Genomic DNA, 25,751 nt, shown 5'->3' on the forward strand with positions numbered 1-25,751 from the left:
CGCTATTGTGGGACTTTTACATGATGGAATAAGCGATACAGCACCGGCACGACAATCAGAGTCAGTACGGTCGCAAAGCCCAAACCAAACATGATGGTTACCGCCATAGGCCGGAAGAAAATATCCGGCAGTAATGGGATCATACCGAGTATGGTGGTGACCGCCGCCATACAGACGGGGCGAACACGGCTCAAAGACGCATCGACAACCGCTAAATACGGATCTTTGCCGGAGTGCATTTCAATTTCGATCTGATCCAGTAACACAATGCCGTTTTTGAGTAACATACCCGAAAGACTCAAGAAGCCGAGCAAGGCCATAAACCCAAACGGCGTATTCAGCGCCAACAAACCTGTCGTCACCCCGATGACCGCCAAAGGTACTGTCAGCCAAACGATCAGCGACTCCTTCACCGAGTTAAATAAGAATACGGTGATAAGGAACATGAACAAATAACCCAATGGCATGGTTTTAAACAAAGAAGCTTTAGCATCACCGGATGACTCATACTCACCGCCCCATTCAAGGAAATAACCCGGCGGTAAAGGAATGGCTTCAATCTGTGGCTGCAAACGCTGTTGTAACGTGGCCGCTGTTTCTTCGCCTAACAAATCTGGGTCCGCCATCACCGTCAGCATGCGCTTACGATTTTTACGCACAATCAGCGGATCTTCCCAACGCATTTCGTAACCAAGGGTCACTTGCTGCAATGGAATATACTCACTCAGTGCTGGGCTCCAGATTTTCATGCCTTCGATATTACGAATGTCCACCCGCTCTTCTTCCGGCAAACGTGCCACAATCGGCATCAAGGTGGTGCCATCCCGATACACCCCTATGGTTTTACCCGAGAATGACATGGCTAAAAACTCATCCACATCCGCCTTGGTGATCCCATAACGACGCGCTTGGCTTTCATTAAACTGCGGCTCCAACACTTTGGTGCGTTCACGCCAATCGTGGCGGATGTTGTAGGCACCGGGGTCAGCGTACATCACATCCATCACTTGCGCTGCGATACTGCGCAGTACCGTTGGGTCTGAACCTACAATGCGCGCTTCAATTTTGGCTCCGCCACCTGGCCCTAACTCAATCTGTTTCAGCTTGTAGTTAATCTGAGGATAGCGGGCGTCTAAGTGCGCCCGAAAACGCGCCATCAAGGCAGCGAGCTGTTGGTAGTCCGTAACCCGTGTGGTGATCTCACCGTAAGCGGCATAACTTTTCTCTGGTGAGTAAGTCAGCATGAAGCGTTGTAGACCTTTGCCTGCGGTAGTGGTCACGCTGTCGACACTTTCTTGAGCCGACAACCATTTTTCCAGCTCTAATAAAATGGCATCCGTCGCTCGAATATCCGTCCCTTCAGGCATCCAAACATCGACCATAAACATAGGAGTGGTCGATGATGGGAAGAAAGCTTGTTTCACTTTAGTAAAGCCATACAAACTCGCTGCAAGTCCGAGCACCAATACGCCCATCGTGAGCCAAGCGCGCTTCATACAAAACTCAAGGAATCGTCGATAGACCACAAAGATAAAACCTTGGTAGGGATCGCTTTCTTCACCGCTGGCTGGCGCTTTCTGACCACGGAAGAACAGATCGGCAAAAAATGGCGTCAGCGAAATGGCCGTAAACCAACTCAGCATCAGCGAAATAAGCAGTACCGTGAACAAGGTTCCACAGTATTCACCCGTTGCATCTTCCGAAAGGCCAATAGGCGCAAAGGCAGTCACGGCAATCACTGTCGCTCCGAGCAGTGGCCATTTGGTTTGGGTGACAATGTCCGTTGCCGCTTGCAAGCGCGTTCGGCCTTTCTGCGTGCCAATCAAAATCCCCTCGACCACCACAATCGCATTATCCACCAGCATCCCTAAAGCGATAACCAGCGCGCCCAATGAAATACGCTGTAGGTCAATTTTGAAATACTGCATGAAAATGAAGGTGCCCAGTACGGTCAAAAGCAGGATCAGACCAATCAACAGCCCCGAGCGCAGCCCCATAAAGAACAGTAATACGATGATAACGATGGCGACCGCTTGTCCAAGGCTCACCACAAAACCACTGACCGACTTATCAACTTCTTTGGGCTGGCTATACACTTCAGCAATATCAATCCCGATCGGTTGTTGATATTTGAGCTCTGCCAAGCGGCGATCGAAGCGTTGCCCAACTTCCACCACGTTGACGCCTTGAGCGAACGAGACCCCCACGTTAAGCGCGAGCTTACCGTTAAAGGTGATAACGTTACTTGGAACTTCCACGTAGCCACGTTTAACTTCGGCCACATCGCGTAGATAAATCAGCCCTTGTGCGCCTCTTTCACTCAGGATCAGGTCGCCCAATTTCTCCACATCGTCAAACTCACCAGTGGGATGAATGCGAATGTACTCAGAGCCGATCCGGATCGCTCCGGCATCCGAGACTAAGTTTTGTGTCGAGAGCAGGTTGAAGACGGTTTGCGGCGAAATTCCCAGCGTGCTGATCCGTTTCATCGAGATCTCGATGAAAACCTGCTCTTGCTGCTGCCCGCTGACTGAGACTTTACTGACGCCATCAATTAACTCCAATTCACGGCGCAGATAATCCACATAATCAAGTAGCTCTTTATAGCTGTAACCTTCGCCAGTGACCGCCAACAAGATGCCATACACATCACCAAAATCATCGATCACCAAAGGCGGACTCACCCCCGGCGGTAAAGCGCCTTTTAAATCATTCACTTTACGCCGCAGCTCATCCCAGATTTGCGGCAAATCATCCGGACCATAATTGTTTTTCATTGTTACCGTGATCTGGGATAAACCACGGCTCGAAATCGAATTCACCTCATCGACATAAGTTAATTGCTGAATCGCTTTTTCCAGCGGATAAGTCACTTCCTCTTCCACTTGCTGGGGAGTTGCCCCCGGATAAGAGGTCACCACCATGGCATCTTTAATAGTAAAAGCGGGGTCTTCCAAACGTCCTAAATTAAAAAATGCGGCCGTCCCTCCAATCAAAAAAATCAGCGAAACCATCCAACTGATCACGCGATTATTGATGAAGTAAGCGGCAACACCTTGGTTCTCATTATTCTCTGGCGGGGTCTGCTTCTGTTCACTCATTGCCACGCTCCTCAAGGACTTGTACTTTCATTCCATCTCTCAATCTTGCAACGCCAGCGACCACTAAACGATCTCCCGCGTTAATTCCTTCACTGACTTGAACATGGTTGCGTGACGCTTTCGCTAACCGCACCTGACGTTTGCTCACCGTATTGTCGTTGTTGAGCAACCAAACATATTGAGCGGTTTTGTCTAACTCATCACCGTCGGCATTAAAAATGGCCTCAATCGGAACACTGATGGTGTTGAGTGGGTTTAGCCCAACATGTTGCCCTTTGGCACTCACTTCAACAGCCATGCCATCCAAGATCAGTTCTTGCTCTGGCATGGGCAGAGAAAGGGTGACAGTAAATGTCCCCGTGGCAGGGTCTGGCTCAGTGGTGAACTCTTTTATGCGTGCGGGATAAACTTGACCACTTGGGACACGCACCACGGTTTCTATCTTCGCCAACTCGCTGGACGTCGGCTGTGTCGCATACAGGCGATCAGGCAGTTGAATCAAGACTTCAACACTATCGATATTGTGAATATTGACGATTTGTTGACCAACCTGAACACTTTCAAACTGCTCGGCGCTGATACGCGAGATGATGCCATCCATTGGTGCACGTAATTGGGTGAAGGAGAGACGAAGTTTCGCCAACTCAAGCTCAGCACGAGCGATTTGGCGCTGCGCAGCAATTTCGTCAAACTGTGATTTGGCTAATAAGCCTTTTTCGACCAGTGGTTGTGAACGCCGATATTGACTATCAATCACGGAAAATCGTGCTTGAGCATTATCGACAGCCAAACGGTAATCGGTCGGCTCAATTTCAGCCAAGATGTCGCCTTGCTTAACGCGAGCGCCCTCTTTGACATGGAACTTACTGATTTCACCTGCCACTCGAAAACTCAAATGAGAACGTTCAGCCGCATTGGCTACCGCCGGAAAAAAGAGCTTATCACTGACTTTTTCTCCTGCCTGCGCCACGTTCACCCGTGGTAGCGTATCGCGTTCAAGCTTCGCGGGTTCACTGCATCCTGCGATCAACAGTAAATGAGCCAACCAAGCGGTGTAACGAATTTTTTTCATCCTACAGTCCTCGCTCCTTGACCCATTCACGCACTTTTATGCCCTCGGTCACGCCACTGACACCGGAAATAATGATCCGGTCGCCATCATTTAAGCCTGTAAGCACTTGGCGTTGATCATTCAAAGTAACCGCAGCTTTACTGACCAGCCCCGCGTCATCGACTCGCCATACGTATTTTCCCCCTTGCTCTGCAAACAATGCAGAAGTGGGGACCACCGTCGCGCTACCGCTCGGAGCCATGAGGCTTACACGCCCCGCCATACCCGGCAAAATGCCGACATCATTGGGTCTTTCCATCACCATAGTCACTTTATAAGAGCGGGTTTTGGAATCGGCCTCAGTATCTATCTCTTGAAATTGCAGCGGATATTGGCGGTTAGGGAACGAGTCAAACACCATATGCACTTCTACACCATCATGAGAAAAGCGATTAAGCAAATGATCGGGAAGGAGAAACTGCACTTTGAGCAGTTGATTGGTTTGAATATTCATCACCCCTTGCTTGGCTGCAACATACTCATACTGCTCTGCTGGGATCAGCGAAATAGTGCCATCATAAGGGGCGATCAATTGGGTATAACGTAGATTGGCTCTGGCTTGCTCCCAGGTGGCTTTCGCGGAATTGTGATTGGCTTGAGCTTGGTCGAAATCCTGCTCGGACACGACTTTGTCTTGTCGTAATCGCTGTGCCCGCTGAAATTGCACATCGGCTAATTGAAAATTGGCGTTGGCTTGCTGTTCTAACAACGCATATTCGTCAGGGTTGAGTCTGGCAAGTACCTCACCTTTCTTCACCTCTTGTCCGGCTAAAACATCAATGGTTTGTAGTTGTCCGGGTACACGGAAAGCGAGCACCGCGCGATCGCCAGCCGCCGTAGTGGCTGGAAATTGGCGAGAAAAGGTGTTGTTACCTACGGACACAGTGGTCAGTTTAGCTGGCCGCGAATCGGGCTCAGGCACGGGAGGAAGCTCTTTTCCACACCCCACCAGCAAAGTGGAGCAGATGGAAAAGGCCAAAAGGGTTTTGTTCATACCAATTACCTATGCTTAGACATAGCTCAAACATAGGTGAATCAGTGCGTTAACTCCACTCGCACCATCGATTTTTAACCAAATATTAGCGAAAGTAAGAGCGGCATTTCATACCGCTCAATAATAACTCGCGCCTATCTATACCCAAACAACTTGGAGTTGCAGGTAGGCGGCAAGTGAGTGAGTCCCCATGAACATAGGCAAACTATGTGATTGGGGTGAACAAACGTAGCCAACACCGCTGCGGCTTCAAGTAGTAAGGGGATATTCACTACGATTTGTAATTGGCGCTGGTGACTAGAGTTTGCGAAACTCGCGGTTGACCTTAAACGCTTCGGAGGTGACATACGCCTCCACACCACGAATTCGACTCTCGACTTGGCTGAGATCGCGATCTAGCGTGTGCAACAGCTCTTTTGGTGCTTGCCCTTGTGCCCAAGGTTTGCTTTTCAGCGTATGCTCTTGCTGACTACGAATATCTTCGCGGTACTGCTTCGGTAGCTTCTCCAGCATCAGAGCCATTGCCACATAAGCAACCAGCACTAAAAACGTCCCACCCAGCAAGGCGGCGGTGATCACTAAAATTCGCACCAGCCAAACCTCTAGGCCGAAGTAATTCGCTAATCCTGCACAAACCCCCGCTATTTTGCCGTTATATGGGTCGCGGTACAGCTCGCGTTTACTCATAGCGATTTCTCCAGTTTGGGGTTTCATCGTCTAAGATCCGCTCTAAGGTTTCCACGCGCTCTTGCAAGCGATTTGCCTTATCCGACAGGGTGCGCAGAAGTTGCAGCTCCTCATCCGATAGACCATCCCCGGTTTTGCGTTTACTCCGGTAGTGGAGGATCAGCCACAGCGGTGCAACAAAGATACAAAAAACGATCAATGGCACGGCGATAAAAAATGAGGACATAGTCTACTCCCAATTATTGGTCTGATTTCATCTGAGCTTTAAGCTTGTTTAGCTCTTTTTCAATCTCATCTTGTGCTTGTAGCTCAGCAAATTCTTGCTCTAAAGAGCGCACTTGGCCTGATTGTGCATAAAGATCGGCTTCCGCTTCCAGCTCATCGACTTTACGCGAGAACTGCTCAAACTTTGCCATCGCTTCTTCGCTACGACCCGCGTGCAAATGACGCTGCACATCGCGACGATGACTCGCCGCTTGGCTACGAATCGCTAACGCTTGCTGTTTCGCACGGGTTTCAGTGATTTTGGTTTCGAGCTTACCAATTTCGCCCGTCAGCTTTTCAATGGTTTCTTCGACAAGCGTCTGCTCTGTGTGCAAGCCTTTCAGCACATGTTGCAGTTTCTGCTTCTCGATCAGTGCCGCGCGCGCCAAATCTTCACGTTGTTTAGTCAGCGCCAGCGTCGCTTTGTTCTGCCAATCCTCTAACTGCTGTTCAATCGACTCCACTTTACGCGCCAGCTCTTTTTTATCTGCCATTGCTTTGGCGGAATTGGTACGCACTTCCACTAACGTATCTTCCATCTCTTGAATAATCAGGCGGATCATTTTCTCTGGATCTTCTGCTTTATCCAGTAGCGCGCTGATGTTGGAATTTACGATGTCTGCAAAACGAGAAAAAATACCCATGACGTTTCTCCTATCCTTCAGTGCCAAACACTGAGATTACCGCTGCAGCCCCATGCTGTGCGTTGGTTGCAAAGATAAATCCAAATTACGTGCCAACTTTTAAATCCATATTTTTCAATCAATTACAAATATACCGACTTTTCCACTCAGCATGCTATGATGAAATTCACCAACAGTTGGTCAATTTCACCACTTTGAGGAAATAGAGGATGCAACAAAGCTTGCTCGGAGAGTCACCTGCGTTTTTAGCGGTGTTAGACAAAGTCTCACGTTTAGCGCCGATCGATCGTCCTGTGCTGGTCATTGGCGAGCGCGGAACGGGTAAAGAGTTGATCGCCCAGCGCTTGCACTATTTATCAAAACGTTGGGAACAACCGCTGGTGTCGCTAAACTGCTCGACGCTCAGTGAAGGACTGATCGATTCAGAGCTGTTTGGCCATGAATCAGGCTCGTTTACTGGAGCCAAAGGACGCCATCAAGGACGTTTTGAACGTGCCGAAGGCGGTACGCTGTTTTTAGATGAATTGGCCACTGCACCACTCTCAGTGCAAGAAAAACTGCTACGCGTGATCGAATACAGCCAATATGAACGTGTCGGTGGCAACCAAGTATTAAACGCGAATGTGCGTTTGGTATGTGCGACCAACGCGAATTTACCGCAAATGGCTCAGCAAGGCACATTTCGCGCGGACTTACTGGACAGACTGGCGTTTGACGTGATTCATTTGCCTGCACTTCGCCATCGGCCAGAAGATATTGCGCTGCTTGCCGAACATTTTGCTATTCGCATGTGCCGTGAACTACAACTGCCACTCTTTGTTGGTTTTAGCCCCAATGCATTACACCAACTGCAAGCCTACTCTTGGCCGGGCAATGTGCGTGAGTTGAAAAACGTGGTGGAGCGCGCGGTGTATCAACATGGATTGAATAGCCAACCAATTGATCAGTTAGTCTTTAACCCGTTCCAATCCAGTGACATTGTCACCGACGTATCTGAGCGGGTTGACGTTCACCATACCACTCATACCGACTTCCATTTGCCTCTTGACTACAAGGCATGGCAGCAACAGTGTGATATTGAGTTGTTACAAGCGGCACTCACGCAAGCGAAATTTAATCAAAAGCACGCCGCGCAGTTGCTGGGACTCAGCTATCATCAATTTCGAGGCATGATGAGAAAGTACCCACAAATGAACAGTGAAAACGCCTCGCCTCATGTTGAGTGATATGCGGTAAATGCGCCTTTTCACTTGGTTTCGTTCGAAAAACAATGGTAAATTAGCGGGATTTTGAGGCTTGCCAGACTCTGGCCAGCGCCTCGTGACTGACTCAGATCACTATGAATGCATTATTACGATTTACGCTAGGGCTGTGCAGCATGACTCTGCTGGCAGGCTGCGGAGAAAACATCGACCACAGTAAGATCCGCAGTAGCGGCTTTGTCTACTGTGGTGAAAGTGCGCCGACCACCTTTAATCCGCAGCTGGCGGATAACGATATCACCTCTGATGCACTCGGTCCGCAGATCTACAACACCTTGCTGACGATAGACCCCGAAACACACTTACCCGTTGCCAGTTTAGCCAGTAGCTGGACCGTTAATAGCACCGGACTTGAGTATGTGTTTAAGCTGCGTCCCGATGTCGCGTTTCAAACCACTCCTTGGTTTAGCCCGACACGTCCACTCAATGCCGATGACGTCGTGTTCAGTTTTCGACGCATTATTGACCCGACCAATCCCTACCACAAAGTAGGCCAAACTCAATATCCTTGGTTTAAAGGTATTGATTTTCAGAATCTATTGGTTGATGTCAGCGCGCTCGATGACTTAACCGTAAAGTTTGTCCTTAGCCGGCCTGATAACAGTTTTTTATCCAACATCGCCACTAGCCACGCGGTGATTCTGTCGTTGGAATACGCCAATCAGCTCATCATTGATGATGAAAAAGAGAAGCTGGATAACCTTCCACTGGGTACTGGGCCTTTTTACCTTGCCGAATACCATCCGCGCGATTTAATTCGTTTGAAACGTCATCTCCAATATTGGGAAGGTGCGGCAAAAGTCGAGCAAGTGGTGTTTGATATTTCACAACGTGGGACTGGCATGCTGGCCAAATTGCTGCGCAATGAATGTGATGTGCTCAATGCACCGATTTCCAGCCAGCTGCCCGCGATTGAAAAGAACCAAGATATTGTGCTGCAAACCACACCAGCCATGAATGTGGCCTTTATCGCGGTGAACACTCAACATCCTGCGTTAAATGACAATCGCGTGCGTAAAGCACTCAATTTCGCGATTAATCGACAAAATATCTTAGATTCTGTCTATTACGGCACTGGAAGCATTGCTTTTACCATCTTGCCCCCCACCTCTTGGGCCTATCAGCAAGATACTGCGCAGATTCGCTATGATCGCAACTACGCGCGATCTTTGCTGCGTGAGGCTGGATTTGCAACGGGGTTGGAACTGACCATGTCAGTGCCTGTAGAGCCGAAAGCGTACAATCCTAGCCCACGCAAAACGGCAGAGCTGATCCAAGCGAATCTCGCCGACATTGGGGTGACATTACGCCTCATCAGTGAAGATCGCTCAGAGCGCAAAGAGCTGAGTATACGCAACAATATTGACCTGTACTTAAGTGGTTGGACGGGAGATACGGGAGACCCGGATAACTTCTTACGCCCTTTACTCTCTTGTGATTCCAACCGTGCAGGTCTCAATGTCTCCATGTGGTGCGACAGTGACTTTGATTTTCTGTTGGACTTGGCGCTTGAGGTCAACAAGCCGCGCTATCGCCTCAATCTGTATCATCAGGCGCAAAACATCCTCAATCAGGAGTTTCCAGTGATTCCTCTCGCCCACGGCATACAGTTTACCGCTTATAGCAAATCATTAATGGGCGTTCGCATTAGTCCATTTAATGTCCAACCGTTTAATACTGTAGAGAGGGTGGCCGAGTAATGTTCGTCTATACGGTCCGTAAATTTAACTTATTTATCATCACCTTGCTCATCTTGACCATGGTCGGCTACAGCTTGGCTAGATTTGACCCGCACTCTCCTTGGACGCTGATCGGCTTTTGGCAAGGATGGTCAAGCTATTTGGTGCAACTGATGGAATTCAACTTTGGCCTCAATAAAAATGGGGTGCCGATTATCCATGAGTTACTGATGGTATTTCCAGCCACCATTGAGCTGTGTACCATCGCGTTTATCCTCTCTTTGCTCGTGGGAATTCCTATCGGAACGCTGGCGGGGATGCGACAAGGGAAATGGCTAGACACCATTATCTCGTTCATTTCGATGTCTGGTTATTCTGCCCCTATTTTCTGGCTGGCTATGATGATGATCATGGCGTTTTCACTGCATTTCCCGGTATTTCCTGTGGCGGGACGCTATGACTTGCTGTATCAAATTGATCACATTACCGGCTTTGCCCTGATTGATGCCTTTTTATCGCAGTCCCCCTACCGCAGCCAAGCGCTACAAAGTGTGATAGAGCATTTAACGCTGCCCTGCCTGGTATTGGCACTCGCGCCGACCACGCAAGTCATCGGCCAAATGCGCGCTTCGGTTGCCGAAGTGATAAACCAAAACTACATTCGCGCAGCCAAAATTAAAGGCCTATCTAATTACAAGATCGTCACTCAACATGTTTTACGCAATGCGATTCCGCCAATGATCCCCAAATTTGGTGTTCAGCTTTCCAGCATGCTGACTTTAGCCATTATTACCGAATCGATCTTTAACTGGCCTGGCATCGGCCGTTGGTTATTAGATGCATTAGCAAACCGTGATTTTATGTCGATCCAAGCAGGCGTTATCGTTGTCGGTACTCTGGTCCTAACGGCCAATATCCTCTCTGATTTGATTGGAGCAGCAGCTAACCCCTTGGTAAGGAAAGAGTGGTATGTTAAGCGATAGTATTTATCAAGAAGAACATATTCCAACCCAGTTTGAGCGTTTCTGGCGAAGCTTTCGCGCGAATAATCTCGCCATGTTTGGCTTGTGGTCTATGCTGTTTATTGCATTGGTGACCATTTTGTCGCCTTGGATTACACCTTACGATCCGCAAATGCACTCCAGCGTGTTACTCCTGCCTCCCTCGTGGGAGCTAGAAGGCACTGTTGATTATTTCCTTGGCACTGATGACCTAGGTCGGGATATTTTGTCTCGTCTTATCGATGGTTCACTGTTTAGCATAGGCGCTGCAGTCTTGATTACACTGATTGCAACCTTAGTCGGAGGAACCATTGGTGCACTGGCTGGCATGACCAAAGGGCTGCTCTCTAGCACCCTAAATCATATTCTCGATACGGTGATGTCCATCCCCTCACTGCTATTGGCGATCATTTTTGTGGCCTTTTTGGGTGCTGGTGAATTCAACATTTTACTGGCGATTGGTCTAGCACTGATCCCGCGCTTTATTCGCTCCGTGTATGTTGCGGTACACAATGAAGTGGAAAAAGATTATGTGATGGCGGCGCGTCTAGATGGTGCAAATGAATTTTATCTACTCTGGCATTCGATTTTCCCTAATATTTTGCCCATTATCGTAGCGGAAATTACCATGGCACTCTCGATTGCGATTCTGGATATCACCGCGCTCGGATTTTTAGGGCTTGGTGCGCAATCACCCAGTACAGAGTGGGGAGCGATGCTCGGTGATTCAGTCGAGCTCATCTATATTGCTCCTTGGACAGTGACTCTCCCCGGCTTAGCCATTATGTTTACGGTGGTGGTGATTAACTTGGTCGGCGATGGTGCGCGCCAAGCCCTCAATGCGGGAGTCGAATAATGCCGTTACTTGATATTCGTCACTTGACGATTGAGATTGATACTCCACAAGGTCTTGTGAAAGCGGTTGATCGTATGAGCTTGACCATGAATGAAGGGGAAATTCGTGGCTTAGTGGGTGAATCAGGCTCAGGTAAGAGCTTGGTAGCGAAAGCGATTGTCGGTATCTGTAAAGAAAACTGGCGCGTCACGGCTGACCGTATGCGTCTTGGCAATATTGATTTGTTGCAGCTCACCCCGCGGGAACGCCGACGCGTGATCGCACGCGATGTGGCAATGATTTTCCAAGAGCCTTCCACCTGTCTTGATCCATCTGAAGAGGTTGGACGACAACTGATTGAGTCCATCCCATTTCGCACCTTCGAAGGACGCTGGTGGGAGCGTTTCACTTGGCGGAAAAAGCAGGCGATTGCTCTGCTGCACAAAGTCGGCATCAAAGATCACAAAGACATCATGTCCAGCTACCCTTATGAGCTGACGGATGGCGAGTGTCAGAAAGTAATGATTGCGATGGCCATTGCTGCCAAACCGAAATTGCTGATCGCAGATGAACCCACCAACGACGTGGACCCCATCACTCAATCGCAAATTTTACGTTTGCTGAGTCGCATGAATCAGGTCAATAACACCTCGATCCTGCTCATCGGCCATGACTTAACCACCATTACTCAGTGGGCGGATCGCATTACGGTTATGTATTGCGGGCAATCGGTGGAATCGGCGGAAACTGCAAAAATTGTGGCAGAGCCAAAGCACCCCTACACCGCAGCGCTGCTGAAAGCCATGCCAGATTTTAGTGACTGGATCCCGCACAAACAGAAATTACAATCTCTCCCCGGCTCAATTCCGCCACTGCAACACTTACCGATTGGCTGCCGCTTAGGGCCACGTTGCCCTTACGCTCAGCGTCAGTGTGTTGAAGTCCCTCATTCGCGCTGGGTAAAAAACCATAAATTTTCTTGCCATTTCCCGCTCAACATGGAGTCGCCACAATGAGTGCGCTGTTAGAAGTCACCAATCTGCACAAAGACTTTGTCACTCGCTCAGGCTTTTTACGCAAACAGATCCAACATGCAGTAAAGCCGATCAGCTTTACTCTTGAAGCAGGACAAACGATTGGTTTTATTGGTCAAAATGGCTCAGGAAAATCCACTCTCGCTCGCATGTTAGCGGGGATGGTTGCCCCGACCGGTGGCGAGATCCGCGTTAACGGGGAGTTGTTAGAACATAAAGACTACTCGACGCGCTGTAAATTGATCCGGATGATTTTCCAAGACCCGAATACCTCGCTCAATCCACGTTTACAGATTGGGACGATTCTGGAAGGGCCGCTGAAACGAAATACCGGCATGACACCAGAAGCGCGAATGCGCCGCGTAAAAGATACGTTGCAACGTGTCGGTTTACTGCCAGAGCATGCTTACTTCTATCCTCAGATGCTGGCGACAGGTCAGAAACAGCGTGTCTGCTTGGCTCGTGCGCTCATCTTACAGCCTTCCATCATTATTGCCGATGAGGCCTTGAACGGTCTGGATATGGCGATGCGCTCGCAAATCCTCAATCTGTTTTTGGAACTGCAAGAAGAGATGGGCGTCTCCTTTGTGTATGTATCCCAGCATATCGGAGTGATCAAGCACATCACTGACAAAATCATCGTCATGCATGAAGGAGACGTGGTCGAAGCGGGGGAAACTCACGAAGTGTTGGCGGATCCTCAGCATCCCATCACCCAACGTATGATTGAGAGCCACTTTACCAAGGCTCCCACCTTTAAGTATTGAGTGATGAAAAGAGGGATTGCGCTCGGGCTTCTCACCCTTATTAGCCACTGTACCTTTGGTCAAGAGAATTGGCGCGATCCCGCCTTTATTGAACGGGCTTTTCTCAACATTGCACTGCGTAACGAGTACTCCGCAGGTGAAAAACCACTCAGTAAATGGCGTGAGTCTCTACGCATCTATTTTGATCACCAAGTGCCTGATAAAGCCCTGCATGAGCAATTAGCACGCGATCATGTACAACACCTCGCCCAAGTGACTGGGCACTCGATTCAGGTGGTGACAAACCGTACTGAGGCCAACGTGATTTGGGTGTTCACCCAACAATCAAAGTGGCAACAAGCCTTAGAAGAGTTGGCGGGTAAATCCGCCACCCAAACCATGCATGGTGCAATCTGTCAGGCCAATTATTCCACCAATTCGGCCTCTGAGATTGTTGCGGCTTCAGTCGTGATTCCGGTCGATCAAGCTCGTGACCATGGCAAACTGCTGGCGTGTATTGTCGAGGAGATCACTCAGGTGATGGGATTACCCAATGATTCAGAGCTCGCCTACCCTTCGATCTTTAACGATAAAACGCCGGAAGATTTGCTGTCCCCATTGGATGTGATTTTACTCAAGCTGCTCTACGAACCTGAATTAAGCAGTGGCATGAGGCAACCGCAACTGCAAAGTTTGCTCAAAGCAAAGCTCAAACAGTACGAGCAGCAAGGTGTATTGGAGAATGCGGTGCAAGAAGCGCGTTCTTCACCGCTGTATGAGTGGTTACGCTAAATACTTCACCGCACCAGTTAGCGGCGGTGAGTGAGTTTTTTCAGTTCAAAGTCAAACTCATCAGGGAACAAAATCACCCCTTCTTCATTGTCGTTAGGAAAAACCACTACGGATAAATCATCCTGCTCTAAACCTTGTGTCCAGCGACTAAACCATTTGTTCAAGCCAATCGATTCTGGCTCACACTCAGCCCATTCGCCGGTTGCCCACGCTTGCGCAAATTCACGATGCGGCCATACCGGAACACACTCTTCCTCTTCCGTATTGAGCATTACGCAGCCGTGCTCATCTTTTAAAATCCACACTTGCTGGTTAGCCACAATCTCTTTTAAACAATAATTGAATCGTTGCTCTTGGTCATATTGATTGATGAGCGCCATTTGCTCTGCGGTTAATGGATTGGACATGTCTTTTTCCTATCAGGATGTGGTTATGGACGCAATTTTCGAGGGATTTGCCCCATTGCACAAGAAAAATATCCATGGCAACACCATGCTTTAAGGGTCGATAAACATAAAAGGCAGTAAAAATAAGCGCCCAATCATGGGCGCTTCGTTAAATCAGAAGTTAGTTTTAATCGAGAGGCAGATCTGGCGCAATCCATTCTCCATCAGCATCCTGCTCGATACGTAACCGTTGATCGCCAGCAGGCGTCCTTAAGTATCTATCACCATTCACCAACACCACGTGATAGTAGTAATGGCCTACTCGCACAACACGGATGAAACGACTTAGCCATTGTCCACCCAAATAAGTTTTAATGGTGGCTTTATGTAGCCCGTTAGTGGCTATCTGAATATTAGTGATTTGATCTCTTACCCGATACATTTCAATTTTTTGCGCGGGAATTTTTCCTTTCGGCAAGGTTTCATCAAACGGTTTAGGACGATAAAACTCAATTTTTGCTGTATCAATATTGCCAAATAACAGTTGATCCACTTGCTCACGAGCATTCAAATAAGCGTGAGATAGACGATTTTTCCGTGCTAATTGGGCATAGTTTTCTGACCACTTGGTGTTGAGCGCACCAGTAAAGTGCACATTGGTCATCAACTGATGGAAATTCGCAAAATCATCGACATTTTGCAAAATAATGGCGCCATTTTCATCGACTTGGAAGAAGTCGCGCAATCCACCCTGACCAGGTCCAAAAGCATCATCATTCAGATATTGTTTAGGCACAAAATAGGTGGCCGGGAAGTTATCGTTAATCACCGCGCCGGGGTTGGCATCATCCGCACCGTGATGCACTAACTCCATACCATTATTCCGGCCTAGTCGGTCATTGATTTTGTCTTTCAGGCCGATAACTCGGTCCGAAATAATCCCAAGGTGCATATTGTTTACCTTGTTGTACAAATCTTCGTTTTCAAACAACTCCTTGATCTTTGGAGCTAATTTTTCAGGATCCTTGATGGACTTTTTCCAATCCGCCCACGGCTCCGGCATTTTGAACATATCGGGAGCGCCGTAATCCGAAATATGCGTCATCACACTAAACAAGTCATAGTCGGCCGTCATCGGTTTTCGACTGGTGGGATTGCCCATCACCATCAAAGGTGTTGGAGCGATAGTATTGCCATTCTCAACCACATACACCCTCCACAATCCCTGTTCATCTTTACGGTAGTGAAGCTCGACACCATTGGAAACCCCATAGTACATACCAGTCTCAGAGCTATATTCCAGTTCTGGAATTAATGGCTTATCACCACTTTGCAACTCTTTTAAGCGCTTATCATCAATACTCAAATGTACGGGCACAGCGGCACCACTATTGATCGCATTGTCTGAGTATTGATTAAAGCGATCCACCTGCGCTCGAGCGGATGCTTTCGCGTATTTTTGATCCACAGGAATAAAACCAGCGTGTGGTCCCCAATCCGAACTTTTGGATTTAATCAGTAAGCTCTTACTGCTGTACAGCCCCGATTCCAACAAACTGCGGTTATTCGGGTCAACAAATCGAATACCAATTACCAGGTTTTCTTCGTCGGCAATGTTCGCGATTACTTTGCGGTCCGTGCTTGGAATACCCACGACTTTATCTGGATCAAAATCTGGGCGATCTTTGGATGAGATACGAAAATCGCGAGACTGATAGACTTTCGGGGCATAAGGATCGGTATTTTTCCGCTTAATCTTCTGTACTCGCTGTTTGATTTTGAGCGAAGTGGATTTGGCACCTTTCACAATATCCGTAACAGGCAGCACGTTCATTTGATCAAAGATGGTTTTGGGTAAGCTTAACCACGCGTCTTTAGCCTGCTTTCGTGCCACTTTCAGATCAACATCAAACACCTCACCCACCACACGTTTATTACTGCCGATCTCAATGACGTTAATGGCAGAATTAACCTTATATCTTCTCGGTAATGACTTTGAAATAACCTTCCCGGTCATTTTTCCGGTTGTAAAAGCCGCCTTACCGATTGGTAAGAAAAAGCCAACATCAGAGATAAGACCAAGCGACCCCATACCGTAATTTCCTTTTTGAAAATCTTCCACGGTAGCCCAAACCGGAACAATCGCCTGCATAACACCTTTCGCATAATCCCATGCTGTTGTGGTAGTTTTTAACTGATCTCGATTATCTATCATATGTTTAGATATAACACTCGCGATCAAATCCTGATCCAAACCATAGCTCATGCTTGCTTGCGTATACTGGGATTTACAGTAGTTATACCAAAAATACATTGACTCCATATTCTCCCAAGTACATTTAGGGGCAACGCTTGGATTCAATTCAGAAAAAAGAGGGGATTCATCACTTAAATCATTGTAATCCAAATCCTGATCTCTAAACGAAATACTATCGATATCAAATAGACCAGCAATAGAGCTTGGCAAGCGCACGGTATAACCTAAATTGGTACTGGTTAAGATGTATGCCTTGGCCTCTGCATCAGTTACGCTTGTGGCAAGCCCATTTCCACCAACCGTCTGTTGTGCTTTATACAGTTTTATTCCGTGATGTAGTCGAGCAGCACCCTGTTTTGATTTTCCTAGAGTAAATTCTGATTTACCTGTCAATTTTGCTTTAGACTCAATAACTGCGCCTAAAAATGAACCGAGCTTTTTCGATAAACGATTATGGTTTTTATGCCATTCATTTTGCACTGTATTAGTAAGGCTACCTAATGCTTGGTTATCTTTCTGAATCCAACTAGCATCTACATCGTAACCATAACCTGGAAGTAGACTCAATCGACCATGAATCAAATAAGGTTTCCATAATTCATTCACTGCATGATGACCAATCCCATAACCATAAAGCCTTGATTTTGTATACATTTCATCCGTTAATGGATACATATGTATATACTCAACAGCCCCTGGCTGACACTCATCAGAACAATCAGACATCTGTACATCAACGACTACGATTTCTGATTGAAGATCTTGATAGGTGCTATGCCATGACAATAAAGAATCCACGACCGCATCTTTTCGTTGCTCGTCACTCATATTGCCAGCGAATTTAAGCGGCAAGTTTGAATCAGTAAAAGTTGAATAGACTAAATCACGAAACGCTTGTTTCACATCCAGTTGGGTCAAACCAACCTCTTGCAATTCATCAAACAGCGCTGGCTCCAAACCGCTGCCGATGTAAGCTTCTAAAGCTTTTTCGGTCAATTTTAACGACAAGCGATGCAGTAAGCTGGATTTAATGTTATTGGGCGATCCATAAGTGTAAACCGTGTCGATACCGACGGCATCAAGGGCGGCTTTCACGCTGAGCATCTCCCAATCTTCTAAATTATCCGCTTCTTTTTGATAAACAGTCGCCGCAATTTGTACGAAGTTTTTACCTAAGAAGCCCCCTTCGACACCTCGGTTATTGATCGTACCCGCCTCAATATCAATACTCACCTCAGGGTTGTTTGAAGAAAATACCGCCAGTGCTAGCTCTACCCCATCCAAATCAGGATAACGCATCGTAATTTGCATATGTAAGTACGCATCGGTCGGATGAATATTCAGCTCATGATCCAAACTTTCACGTGGAGGAACAAAATCCCAAGGAGGAATTGCTACAACCGATAACGGCTTAAATGAAAAATCACTATTCCAAAACATGGGTAGATTCCCCTTGAATGGCCCGTCAATCACTTTCTTATTTTGAATCTCCCCTGCAAATGAGTAATAGTCCGATATTCCAAGACTCCAATCTTTAGGTATGTATGCAGATAACGGCTCTAGCATATTATCGTAATAATCACTGAACGTAGCATCCAGGGCATGACCAATATACATACCGTGATCTTTGAATTTTCGAACAGAAATGGCTTCCCCTCCAAAATTTGACTTGGAATAAATCTTTGGGAAGCCGATATCGAGTGAATCCTCTGACATTTGATCATAGTTATCTTCGATATTTGACCACTCTCGTATCAAGTGTTCATTGAGAAACTCTGCATTATTGAGCAATTGCATACTTGACGTAATATTGGGGGAATATTGGAACGCTAGTGATGCTTGGATTTGCTGTTCACTACCGTATTCAAAATGCGAGTCTTGCTCTAACTCCGCCAAAATATGTAGACGCAGTAAGGCTGCCAAACGTGACCTATCAATATTTTCCGATACAAGCCCATGCCTTATCGCAGGCTCAATCAAACTCGTTTGCAAAAATCGCTCAATATTTTCCTTGGTTTTTTCTTCAAGGAAATTGCGTGACAAGCCGTTATTGTATGCTCCCTTTACGCCGGTTTTTCCCGCTAAAACCTCTTTGACAAAGATTGCATAATTTACAACGTTACTGGTGTTTTTGAGTCGATAATCCTCTTCACCAATCGAGATAGGAAGCAAATCAACAAAGTCAGCACTCAAATCTTGCTGCAAGCTAATCAGAAACGGCACGCTGAGAAGATCGGTCAACATTAACAGGTTGGAAATTGGCCCAGCCTTCACAGCTTGCTGCTCATAGAGTGCAACGCCAGACTGCAAATCGTAACTTTGTTGTACTAATTCACTACGTACATGACCGGGAAACGCCACATTGGTAACAATACATTGGGCATCAGGGTCATTATCCCCTGTGGTCATTGCATCACGTTTGAATGATAGTATCCCCGCCTGATCGTCGAGCACACCAAAATAGACCTCTTTGGAGCGGTAGGGACTTTTCCCCCTTATCTGCCCGTTGTATCGCATCACTTCAACGTTGATTATGGTGCCTTTGGCTATCTTATAATCTTGTTGGAACTCTGTATCTACCGAGACTTGGCAAGCGTATTATTCTGTATCAGGATAATAGATATTTTGCGCAGAGTACCTTACTGGCAAAGCACCATAAGCTATATTAGGTAAAATACTCAACACTGGAAGCATGGCTGAAAAAATCAAGCTATGCCTAAGCGATTTCTCTTTTTTCATAAGTAAGAAAATTCCTATTTATATTTTAATCATAACCCCATATCCAAATTTAATTAAGTTGACATATCATTCCATGATGCTTAGGGATAGTTTGAGTCTTTAAGACAGCATGAGCATTACAAATGTGTTATTTACCCATACTTACAATAGCCTAACATTGATTTTTGATACAAAAAAGAGTCAGAGTTAGCATGCTAGAATAAAAACATAACACTCAATATATAATATTGAAAAAATAAAAACATTTAGAAAAACAATTAAAAAATTAAACGTATAAAATAATTAACTAACAATGTGGTAAATTAAAAATCATTATCGTGAGATATTAAATTGATCAAACAATTAACATAAAACTAAAAAACAAAATTATCACAACTTATCTTTCCTTTGTCTTTTGTTAATTCTATAGGCTTTATTATCACTAAGAGTGAACTGAGATTGTTCATTGACATAAAAGTCAAATAATTTGACTTTTATGTCAATGGTGAGCAATAAGGGAATGAATGTAGGGCAAGTATAAAAATTTTTGAAAATTCCCACCCGACATCAATAAGACGGGTGGGAATATACCTAAACGACTTGGCGTTGCAGGCAGCAAGTGAGTTCATCCCTATGAGCCTAGACAGACTATGTGATTGAGGAGAACGAAGGCCACTGCTTCAAGTAGGAAGAAGACCTGCGTATGAAATCACACTAACTCTGTTTGTAGCCAAGGCCAACCTTGCTTCTTACGGCTTAGGGTGTTTTCCATCATCAGTACGCCGTCTTTTGCATGCTTAGCCAGTTTGTCTGACCATTCTCCTTTAAACAGCAGACGAGTTTGCGCGGTAGTGATGTCGGTCAGCATCAGTGCTGCAAGAGCCAATGATTCCTCATCACAACGACGTTGCAGATCTGCCTCCAAGGCATCAATCATATCCACGACTTGCTCTAGCGTAGCCAGTTCAACCTGACCTACCACCAACTCACGGCCATTGAATGGGTAAGCTTTAAGATCTTTTTCGACCAGCTGCGCCGCACTTAAACCTTCAATGTCAGTTTTCGCAATCAGTAGCGCTTTGATAAAGCCTTCCAGATCGGTAATGCCCGCTAATACCGCTAACTCAGCCACCGCATCTCGGTCTTTTTGCGTGCAGGTTGGTGAGGCAAAGCCAACCGTGTCAGACAAAATGGCAGAGATCATCAGTAACGCGAGTGGGCGTGTTATTTCTGCATTTTCCATTTTGAACAGATTGAACAAAATAGTGCTGGTACAACCGACAGGCCAAATCCACGCTTCCAGTGGATTCACTGTCATCACATCACCAAGACGATGGTGATCGACAATCCCAAGAATTTCGGCTTGATTGAGATCATCCGGTGCTTGCGCTAAATCGGTGTAATCCACTAACCACACTTGTTCGCCCGCCACACTGGTACGTAATTCTGGCTGCTCAACGCCAGCCACATTCAAAATGTGTTGTGTTTCGCGGTTGATTTCACCTTGGCGTACCGCCTTCGCTTCTAAACCACGCGCTTTTAAAAGCTCAGTCGCCACTAATGCGCTACAAATACTGTCACTGTCTGGGTTTTTATGACCAACGACTAAAATCATTCTGTTACCTATTTTCTCTTTGCCATCAAACGGGCGTAAACAAAGGGTGCACTCTACTCAATTTCATAATTTCTTCATGGTGCTAAATCAAAAAAACCTTTTTCTGCCTACAACTCGCTTGAAATTGCGAATAGTTCTCAACTATATTGTCGATAATAATTCTCATTCATTGCACGCGGTATTCTATGAACTCTTTAAAATGGCCAAACATGGCAAATCATCGCGTCCTTGTCTCTCTGTTTAACCTCAGATACAAGCGACTGCTGCTGCCTATCGCTCTCTTTGCTTTGCTTGTCAGTGAGAATACTCGCGCAGTGACAGTCGAAACCTTAGCGGATTCATTCTGGGCGGTGTCAACTTATGTGGCCTTTACTTTAGCGATTTATCATTGGGTGTCTCGCTGGCTGGATGGTGCACACGCTTTAGTCAGCGCTTATCACCGCTCGCGAAACCTACAAGTGGTGATTGCCGCTCTACTGGGTGCTTTGCCAGGTTGCGGAGGGGCGATTGTTGTCACTACGCAATTTGTCAGCGGCAAAGTGGGTTTTGGAGCTTTGGTCGCGGTATTAACGGCCACGATGGGCGATGCCGCTTTCTTGCTGCTCGCCAGCCAACCAGTGACTGGGCTTTATGTGATTGGGATTGGGGTTGTAACGGGTTGTGTCACTGGTCTAGTGATCAATGCTCTGCATCGGGATGATTTTATGCGTCCTGCGCTCACTGAACTGAGCAATAAACTGCGGACATCTTGCTGCTCCGCCACTAGCGCCGTCTCTTTTAAAGCGATCAATCTCCAAGGGTTATTCTGGAAATACCTTTTACTCCCTGCATCCCTAGTGGCGTTTGCCTCTTCATTTCAAATCGACATCAACCAAGTGTTGTCACTGCCTGAAATGAGTATCGAATGGATAGGTGCTTTACTGGCCGTTAGCAGTATGCTACTGTGGGCGCTCACGCAAGAAATTGAAGATTATCAATCCACCGTGAGTGAAGACGATAAAATCCGCACTTCACACCCGATGCAAAAAGCCGCGCAGGATACCAACTTCGTAAGTGCGTGGGTGATCATCGCCTTTCTTGCCTTCGAATTGACCCTGCACTTTACGGGATTTGAAATTGGCGCAAATTGGGGGAATTGGGGCGTATGGATGCCTGCACTTGGCATTATGATTGGCCTCTTACCCGGCTGCGGACCGCAGATCCTCGTCACCAGTTTGTACTTGTCGGGTGCACTGCCATTTTCAGCCCAATTGTCGAATGCGATTTCGAACGATGGTGATGCGTTATTCCCCGCCATTGCGTTAGCACCGAAAGCCGCGTTAATGGCCACGCTCTATTCCTCAATTCCCGCCGCGATAGTGGGCTACGGTTACTTTTGGTTGTTTGAGATGTAATTGACAAACAAGGAGCTCTTAACCCCTTGTTTGTGATTGAATAATAAAGCTAACCCACTGTAAAAATGGCGCGGCTTTGTAACCCCTTCTCTAAGTTAACGATGAGCAGTTTGGAAGGTTCGCTGCTTAATTGCTCTCCTGTCCAATAGTCATACCATTGCACCGGATGATTGGCGACCAAGGTAAACACTTGAGCTTTACCGTTGAAGTTAAACAAGCAGTGCAGATCATTCTTATCGGTCAGCGGTAAGAAGGCATGGCGCATGCTCAGAGAAGTGATTTTGGCCGCCTTCTGACTGTATTGGAATCGTTTGAGTAAACGTTTCAGGCTCTGTTTTGCAAACGGTGTTAATGTCGGCAGTGGGTCGCCTGACAATAGCAAACCACCGCTGGCGAGCAGTAAATTACGGTGGAATTCGTAGCTGGCGCGATCGGCACTTTGATTGGGCAGCGAGGTGAGCGTTAAGCAATCCGGATCGATTTGCCACAGCTGCCGGTGCTGCCAACTGCGCATTAAGGTTTCACGCGCAATTTGGCAAAAGCGATCGGCATTGCGCTCTACATCATCCGACACACGCATTGCATCCACCAAACCCAGTGAAGGCCACATCGGCGCATTACAACCGAGTAGCCATGCATCGCCTGCGCCTTCCGCGATGGCTTGCATGCCCATTCGATACGCTTCTACACCCGTAACACCCGATTGAAAACGCTGGCCTTGTAGCGTTCCCCAGTAGTTGGCATCCAGCTTAAAAAGCTCAACGCCCCACTCTTCACGTAAGGTTTTGACCACTTGGGTCAAATGCTCTTGCACGTCAGGATGAGAGCCATCCAACACATACCAAGGAGTACAACGCCAACCGCCATAAGTGATCTCTTCGGCTTTGAGTGGCTGACCTGCGGCATTTTTCACAAACCAGTCCGGATGCTGACGAAAAACCGCAGAATCCGCTTCCGCGATAAAAGGCGCGAGCCAGATAGCGGGCTTTTTACCTTGAGCGCGAATATCGGCAATCACTTGCTCAATACCACTGGGGAATTTTTGGGATGGCGTAAGCCAATCGCCCATAAAGGCTTGATAGCCATCATCCAGCAGCACCCACTCCAATTCTGGATGACGCTCCGCCAATATCGCGACATTCTCTTTGATATCTTGCTCGGTCACCTCTGCATAATAGGCGTACCAAGAACACCAGCCCATTGGTGCAGGATCTTTGAGATGGGGTCTTGGCGGATGGTGGCGAGAAATCGCCTCTGCATAGGCTTGGTAAAGCTCCGACATGGATTCGCCTTCTAAGCAAATCACCGATTCCAACTGATTGGTGATCCAATCTTGTGGTCGGGTTTCCTCTCCATCAATAAACGCGCTTAACACCCAATGCTGCGGGTGGCGATGCACTTCAAAAAAGCCCGCAAAACGCTGGCAAGAAGTAAAGCCAAACAACAGATAGCGGCCAGCGGCCTCTATCATCAAGGTATTGTAAAAACGCTTTGGCGCATCATGCGGGTAGATGCGGTAACTGAGATTGTTATCTGGGCATCGTCCAACTTCTTGGATATGGCTTAGCGTCCCTGAGGTTTGCGACAGCATTTGAAACCCATCCCCCACCAAGCGGGCATCCGATTCGACATCCAATAAAGTGCTAAACAGTGGATAACGGCGTTCAAAAGGTCGATTATGTAGCCCGATATATCGCGCGGAAAGCTCATTACCTGCGATCTCCAGCTCAATGTCCGATTGCTGCTCTAGGATTTCTCGCCCATTGGCTAATCTGAGATGGCTCATTGATTCTCTCCTTTTTGCTCTGAGTATCCACCCAACTGCGTATAAAACAGGCTATTTATACTCAAACTGTTTATAACTGCGATCAAGCAACAAACTCAATCTAAAACGCCTAGCTCTCGTTTTACCATGACCATGTGATCTCAAGAAATGCCTATAGCCAATTTAGGTAACAAAACTGTGCGGCTGCACAATCAATGTGCAAGATTTTTAAGATAATTTTGATCATTAAGGTTACACACGGCGTTTGCTCTGAGTTATCCACAGAAAATGTGGATAAGGCTACTGGTGTCGAAAAGCGATTGCACCACGACGATAACCCCATGAGTGCAAGGAAAAACAGGTAAAAAAATCCCCGAGTAACACTCAGGGATTGTGGGGTATTTGGGAGACGCTGATGGTTGTCAGTATTAATCTTTTAGATAGATCAGCCAGTACCACATGCCAACAAACACACCGCCACCAACAATATTGCCTAAGGTCACTGGAATGAGGTTATTGACGATGAAGTTAACAAAGTTGAGATCTGCATACTGAGCGATATTCGCTCCTGTCATTGCCCAAAAACTCTCTGGCGCAAAATACTTAATCCCAATCGCCATCGGTACTTGGAACATATTGGCAATACAGTGCTCAAAACCGGAAGAGACAAACATGGCCACCGGCAGGATCAAGACCATCACTTTATCGGTTAACGAGCGGGCACTAAAGGTCATCCAAACCGCCAAACAAACTAGGATGTTACACATCAATCCAAGCGCGAAAGCTTGCAAGAAGGTGTGATGCAATTTGTGCTGGGAAATCGCCATCGCATTTAAGCCAAGCTGACCGCCATCTTCCATAAACTGACGGGTGGCGAGCATGATAAACACTAAGATAATCGAACCACACAAATTACCGAAGTAGACCACTGTCCAGTTGCGAACCAATTCTTTCCACGAAATTTTACCACTCGCTTTCGCCACCAAAATCAACACTGAACTGGTAAACAGCTCACCGCCAGTAATGACGACTAGGATTAAACCTAAGCTAAAAGCTAAGCCGCCGAGCAGCTTAGTCACCCCGTAAGGCATATCGTGGGCACCAGTCGTGACTACGGTATAAAAAACAAAGGCAATACCGATTTGGATGCCAGCAGAAATCGCCAACAGGAAAGATTTGTACGCCGCTTTTTTAGCTTTACCTTCACCCGTAATGGCGGCACGTTCAGCCATCTGGGGTGGGAGAAGAGAATCGAATTGGTTATGTTCCATGAGCTTGTTACATTTTGACACACAACAGAAGAGGTGGCGGATAATCGCTCTATTTCCCCTTGAGTTCAAGGGCTATTTGTCATGTTCACGAAAAATGTTTAGATACCCGTCCTACTTGGAGTCACAGCGCGGTTTTCTCCGTCTATTCACCTCAACTCTCGCGTTCGGTGGTCACCTTGACCTTCACTCCTCTCG

General features: G+C 47.0%; 20 protein-coding genes. 8 read left to right on the forward strand and 12 right to left on the reverse strand.

Annotated elements, in window-relative coordinates; translation table 11 throughout:
- Nucleotides 1–2: 2 nt before the first annotated feature.
- From vexK to pspA, 6 genes are all read right to left on the reverse strand, one after another.
- Nucleotides 3–3,101 carry an efflux RND transporter permease subunit VexK gene (gene vexK / locus R4537_RS12820; protein ID WP_071178381.1) on the reverse strand — a complete coding sequence of 1,033 codons (3,099 nt, stop codon included), beginning with the start codon at nucleotides 3,099–3,101 and terminating at the stop codon, nucleotides 3–5.
- Nucleotides 3,094–4,173 (reverse strand): efflux RND transporter periplasmic adaptor subunit, encoded by a 1,080-nt coding sequence (locus R4537_RS12825; RefSeq protein ID WP_071178382.1) that lies wholly within the window; start codon nucleotides 4,171–4,173, stop codon nucleotides 3,094–3,096. The genes vexK and R4537_RS12825 overlap by 8 nt, the downstream gene beginning before the upstream one ends.
- A 1-nt stretch (nucleotide 4,174) precedes the next feature.
- On the reverse strand, nucleotides 4,175–5,206 hold the full coding sequence (locus R4537_RS12830) for an efflux RND transporter periplasmic adaptor subunit (protein WP_071178383.1): 1,032 nt from the start codon (nucleotides 5,204–5,206) through the stop codon (nucleotides 4,175–4,177).
- Nucleotides 5,207–5,503: 297 nt separating this feature from the next.
- A complete protein-coding gene (gene pspC / locus R4537_RS12835) occupies nucleotides 5,504–5,893 on the reverse strand; it encodes an envelope stress response membrane protein PspC (RefSeq protein ID WP_057644624.1) in 390 nt (129 codons plus the stop codon).
- Complete coding sequence (gene pspB / locus R4537_RS12840; protein WP_071178384.1) at nucleotides 5,886–6,119, reverse strand: envelope stress response membrane protein PspB; 234 nt, start codon at nucleotides 6,117–6,119, stop codon at nucleotides 5,886–5,888. The genes pspC and pspB overlap by 8 nt, the downstream gene beginning before the upstream one ends.
- 13 nt (nucleotides 6,120–6,132) lie before the next feature.
- Nucleotides 6,133–6,801, reverse strand: a complete 669-nt coding sequence (gene pspA / locus R4537_RS12845; protein WP_071178385.1) for a phage shock protein PspA — start codon at nucleotides 6,799–6,801, stop codon at nucleotides 6,133–6,135.
- A gap of 209 nt (nucleotides 6,802–7,010) precedes the next feature.
- On the opposite strand from pspA, the gene pspF reads away from it, so the two are divergent.
- From pspF to R4537_RS12880, 7 genes are all read left to right on the forward strand, one after another.
- The gene (pspF, locus tag R4537_RS12850; protein ID WP_071178386.1) at nucleotides 7,011–8,027 is read left to right on the forward strand and encodes a phage shock protein operon transcriptional activator; all 1,017 of its coding nucleotides are present in this window, start codon (nucleotides 7,011–7,013) and stop codon (nucleotides 8,025–8,027) included.
- A gap of 152 nt (nucleotides 8,028–8,179) precedes the next feature.
- The gene (locus R4537_RS12855) at nucleotides 8,180–9,763 is read left to right on the forward strand and encodes an ABC transporter substrate-binding protein (RefSeq protein WP_175463836.1); all 1,584 of its coding nucleotides are present in this window, start codon (nucleotides 8,180–8,182) and stop codon (nucleotides 9,761–9,763) included.
- On the forward strand, nucleotides 9,763–10,725 hold the full coding sequence (locus tag R4537_RS12860; RefSeq protein ID WP_071178388.1) for an ABC transporter permease: 963 nt from the start codon (nucleotides 9,763–9,765) through the stop codon (nucleotides 10,723–10,725). The genes R4537_RS12855 and R4537_RS12860 overlap by 1 nt, the downstream gene beginning before the upstream one ends.
- Entirely contained in the window at nucleotides 10,712–11,599 is an 888-nt protein-coding gene (gene sapC, locus R4537_RS12865; RefSeq protein ID WP_071178389.1) for a putrescine export ABC transporter permease SapC, read from the forward strand. The genes R4537_RS12860 and sapC overlap by 14 nt, the downstream gene beginning before the upstream one ends.
- Complete coding sequence (locus tag R4537_RS12870; protein ID WP_001128845.1) at nucleotides 11,599–12,594, forward strand: peptide ABC transporter ATP-binding protein; 996 nt, start codon at nucleotides 11,599–11,601, stop codon at nucleotides 12,592–12,594. The genes sapC and R4537_RS12870 overlap by 1 nt, the downstream gene beginning before the upstream one ends.
- Nucleotides 12,591–13,379: a peptide ABC transporter ATP-binding protein gene (locus tag R4537_RS12875; protein WP_071178390.1), complete on the forward strand. Its 789-nt coding sequence runs from the start codon at nucleotides 12,591–12,593 to the stop codon at nucleotides 13,377–13,379. The genes R4537_RS12870 and R4537_RS12875 overlap by 4 nt, the downstream gene beginning before the upstream one ends.
- The gene (locus R4537_RS12880) at nucleotides 13,380–14,150 is read left to right on the forward strand and encodes a DUF2927 domain-containing protein (RefSeq protein WP_071178391.1); all 771 of its coding nucleotides are present in this window, start codon (nucleotides 13,380–13,382) and stop codon (nucleotides 14,148–14,150) included. It abuts the gene before it with no gap.
- A gap of 17 nt (nucleotides 14,151–14,167) precedes the next feature.
- Here the strand turns inward: R4537_RS12880 and R4537_RS12885 are convergent, their stop codons facing one another.
- The 4 genes from R4537_RS12885 to R4537_RS12900 form a co-directional block, all read right to left on the reverse strand.
- The gene (locus R4537_RS12885) at nucleotides 14,168–14,557 is read right to left on the reverse strand and encodes a DUF2750 domain-containing protein (RefSeq protein ID WP_000070234.1); all 390 of its coding nucleotides are present in this window, start codon (nucleotides 14,555–14,557) and stop codon (nucleotides 14,168–14,170) included.
- Between the two features lie 166 nt (nucleotides 14,558–14,723).
- Nucleotides 14,724–19,202 carry an anthrax toxin-like adenylyl cyclase domain-containing protein gene (locus tag R4537_RS12890; RefSeq protein ID WP_071178581.1) on the reverse strand — a complete coding sequence of 1,493 codons (4,479 nt, stop codon included), beginning with the start codon at nucleotides 19,200–19,202 and terminating at the stop codon, nucleotides 14,724–14,726.
- Nucleotides 19,203–19,391: 189 nt separating this feature from the next.
- Complete coding sequence (locus tag R4537_RS12895; protein WP_175463837.1) at nucleotides 19,392–19,532, reverse strand: hypothetical protein; 141 nt, start codon at nucleotides 19,530–19,532, stop codon at nucleotides 19,392–19,394.
- A gap of 688 nt (nucleotides 19,533–20,220) precedes the next feature.
- Complete coding sequence (locus tag R4537_RS12900; RefSeq protein ID WP_071178392.1) at nucleotides 20,221–21,126, reverse strand: manganese-dependent inorganic pyrophosphatase; 906 nt, start codon at nucleotides 21,124–21,126, stop codon at nucleotides 20,221–20,223.
- A gap of 185 nt (nucleotides 21,127–21,311) precedes the next feature.
- Here R4537_RS12900 and R4537_RS12905 point away from each other — a divergent pair, with 185 nt between their 5' ends.
- A complete protein-coding gene (locus tag R4537_RS12905) occupies nucleotides 21,312–22,520 on the forward strand; it encodes a putative manganese transporter (protein WP_001910572.1) in 1,209 nt (402 codons plus the stop codon).
- A 49-nt stretch (nucleotides 22,521–22,569) separates the two neighbouring features.
- On the opposite strand, the gene R4537_RS12910 is transcribed toward R4537_RS12905, so the two are convergent.
- Together R4537_RS12910 and focA are read right to left on the reverse strand one after the other, a co-directional pair.
- Nucleotides 22,570–24,306: a glycoside hydrolase family 36 protein gene (locus R4537_RS12910; RefSeq protein WP_071178393.1), complete on the reverse strand. Its 1,737-nt coding sequence runs from the start codon at nucleotides 24,304–24,306 to the stop codon at nucleotides 22,570–22,572.
- A 407-nt stretch (nucleotides 24,307–24,713) separates the two neighbouring features.
- Nucleotides 24,714–25,556, reverse strand: a complete 843-nt coding sequence (focA, locus tag R4537_RS12915) for a formate transporter FocA (protein WP_000400843.1) — start codon at nucleotides 25,554–25,556, stop codon at nucleotides 24,714–24,716.
- Nucleotides 25,557–25,751: the final 195 nt, after the last annotated feature.

The organism is Vibrio paracholerae (assembly GCF_037672085.1).
Classification (GTDB): Bacteria; Pseudomonadota; Gammaproteobacteria; order Enterobacterales; family Vibrionaceae; genus Vibrio; species Vibrio cholerae.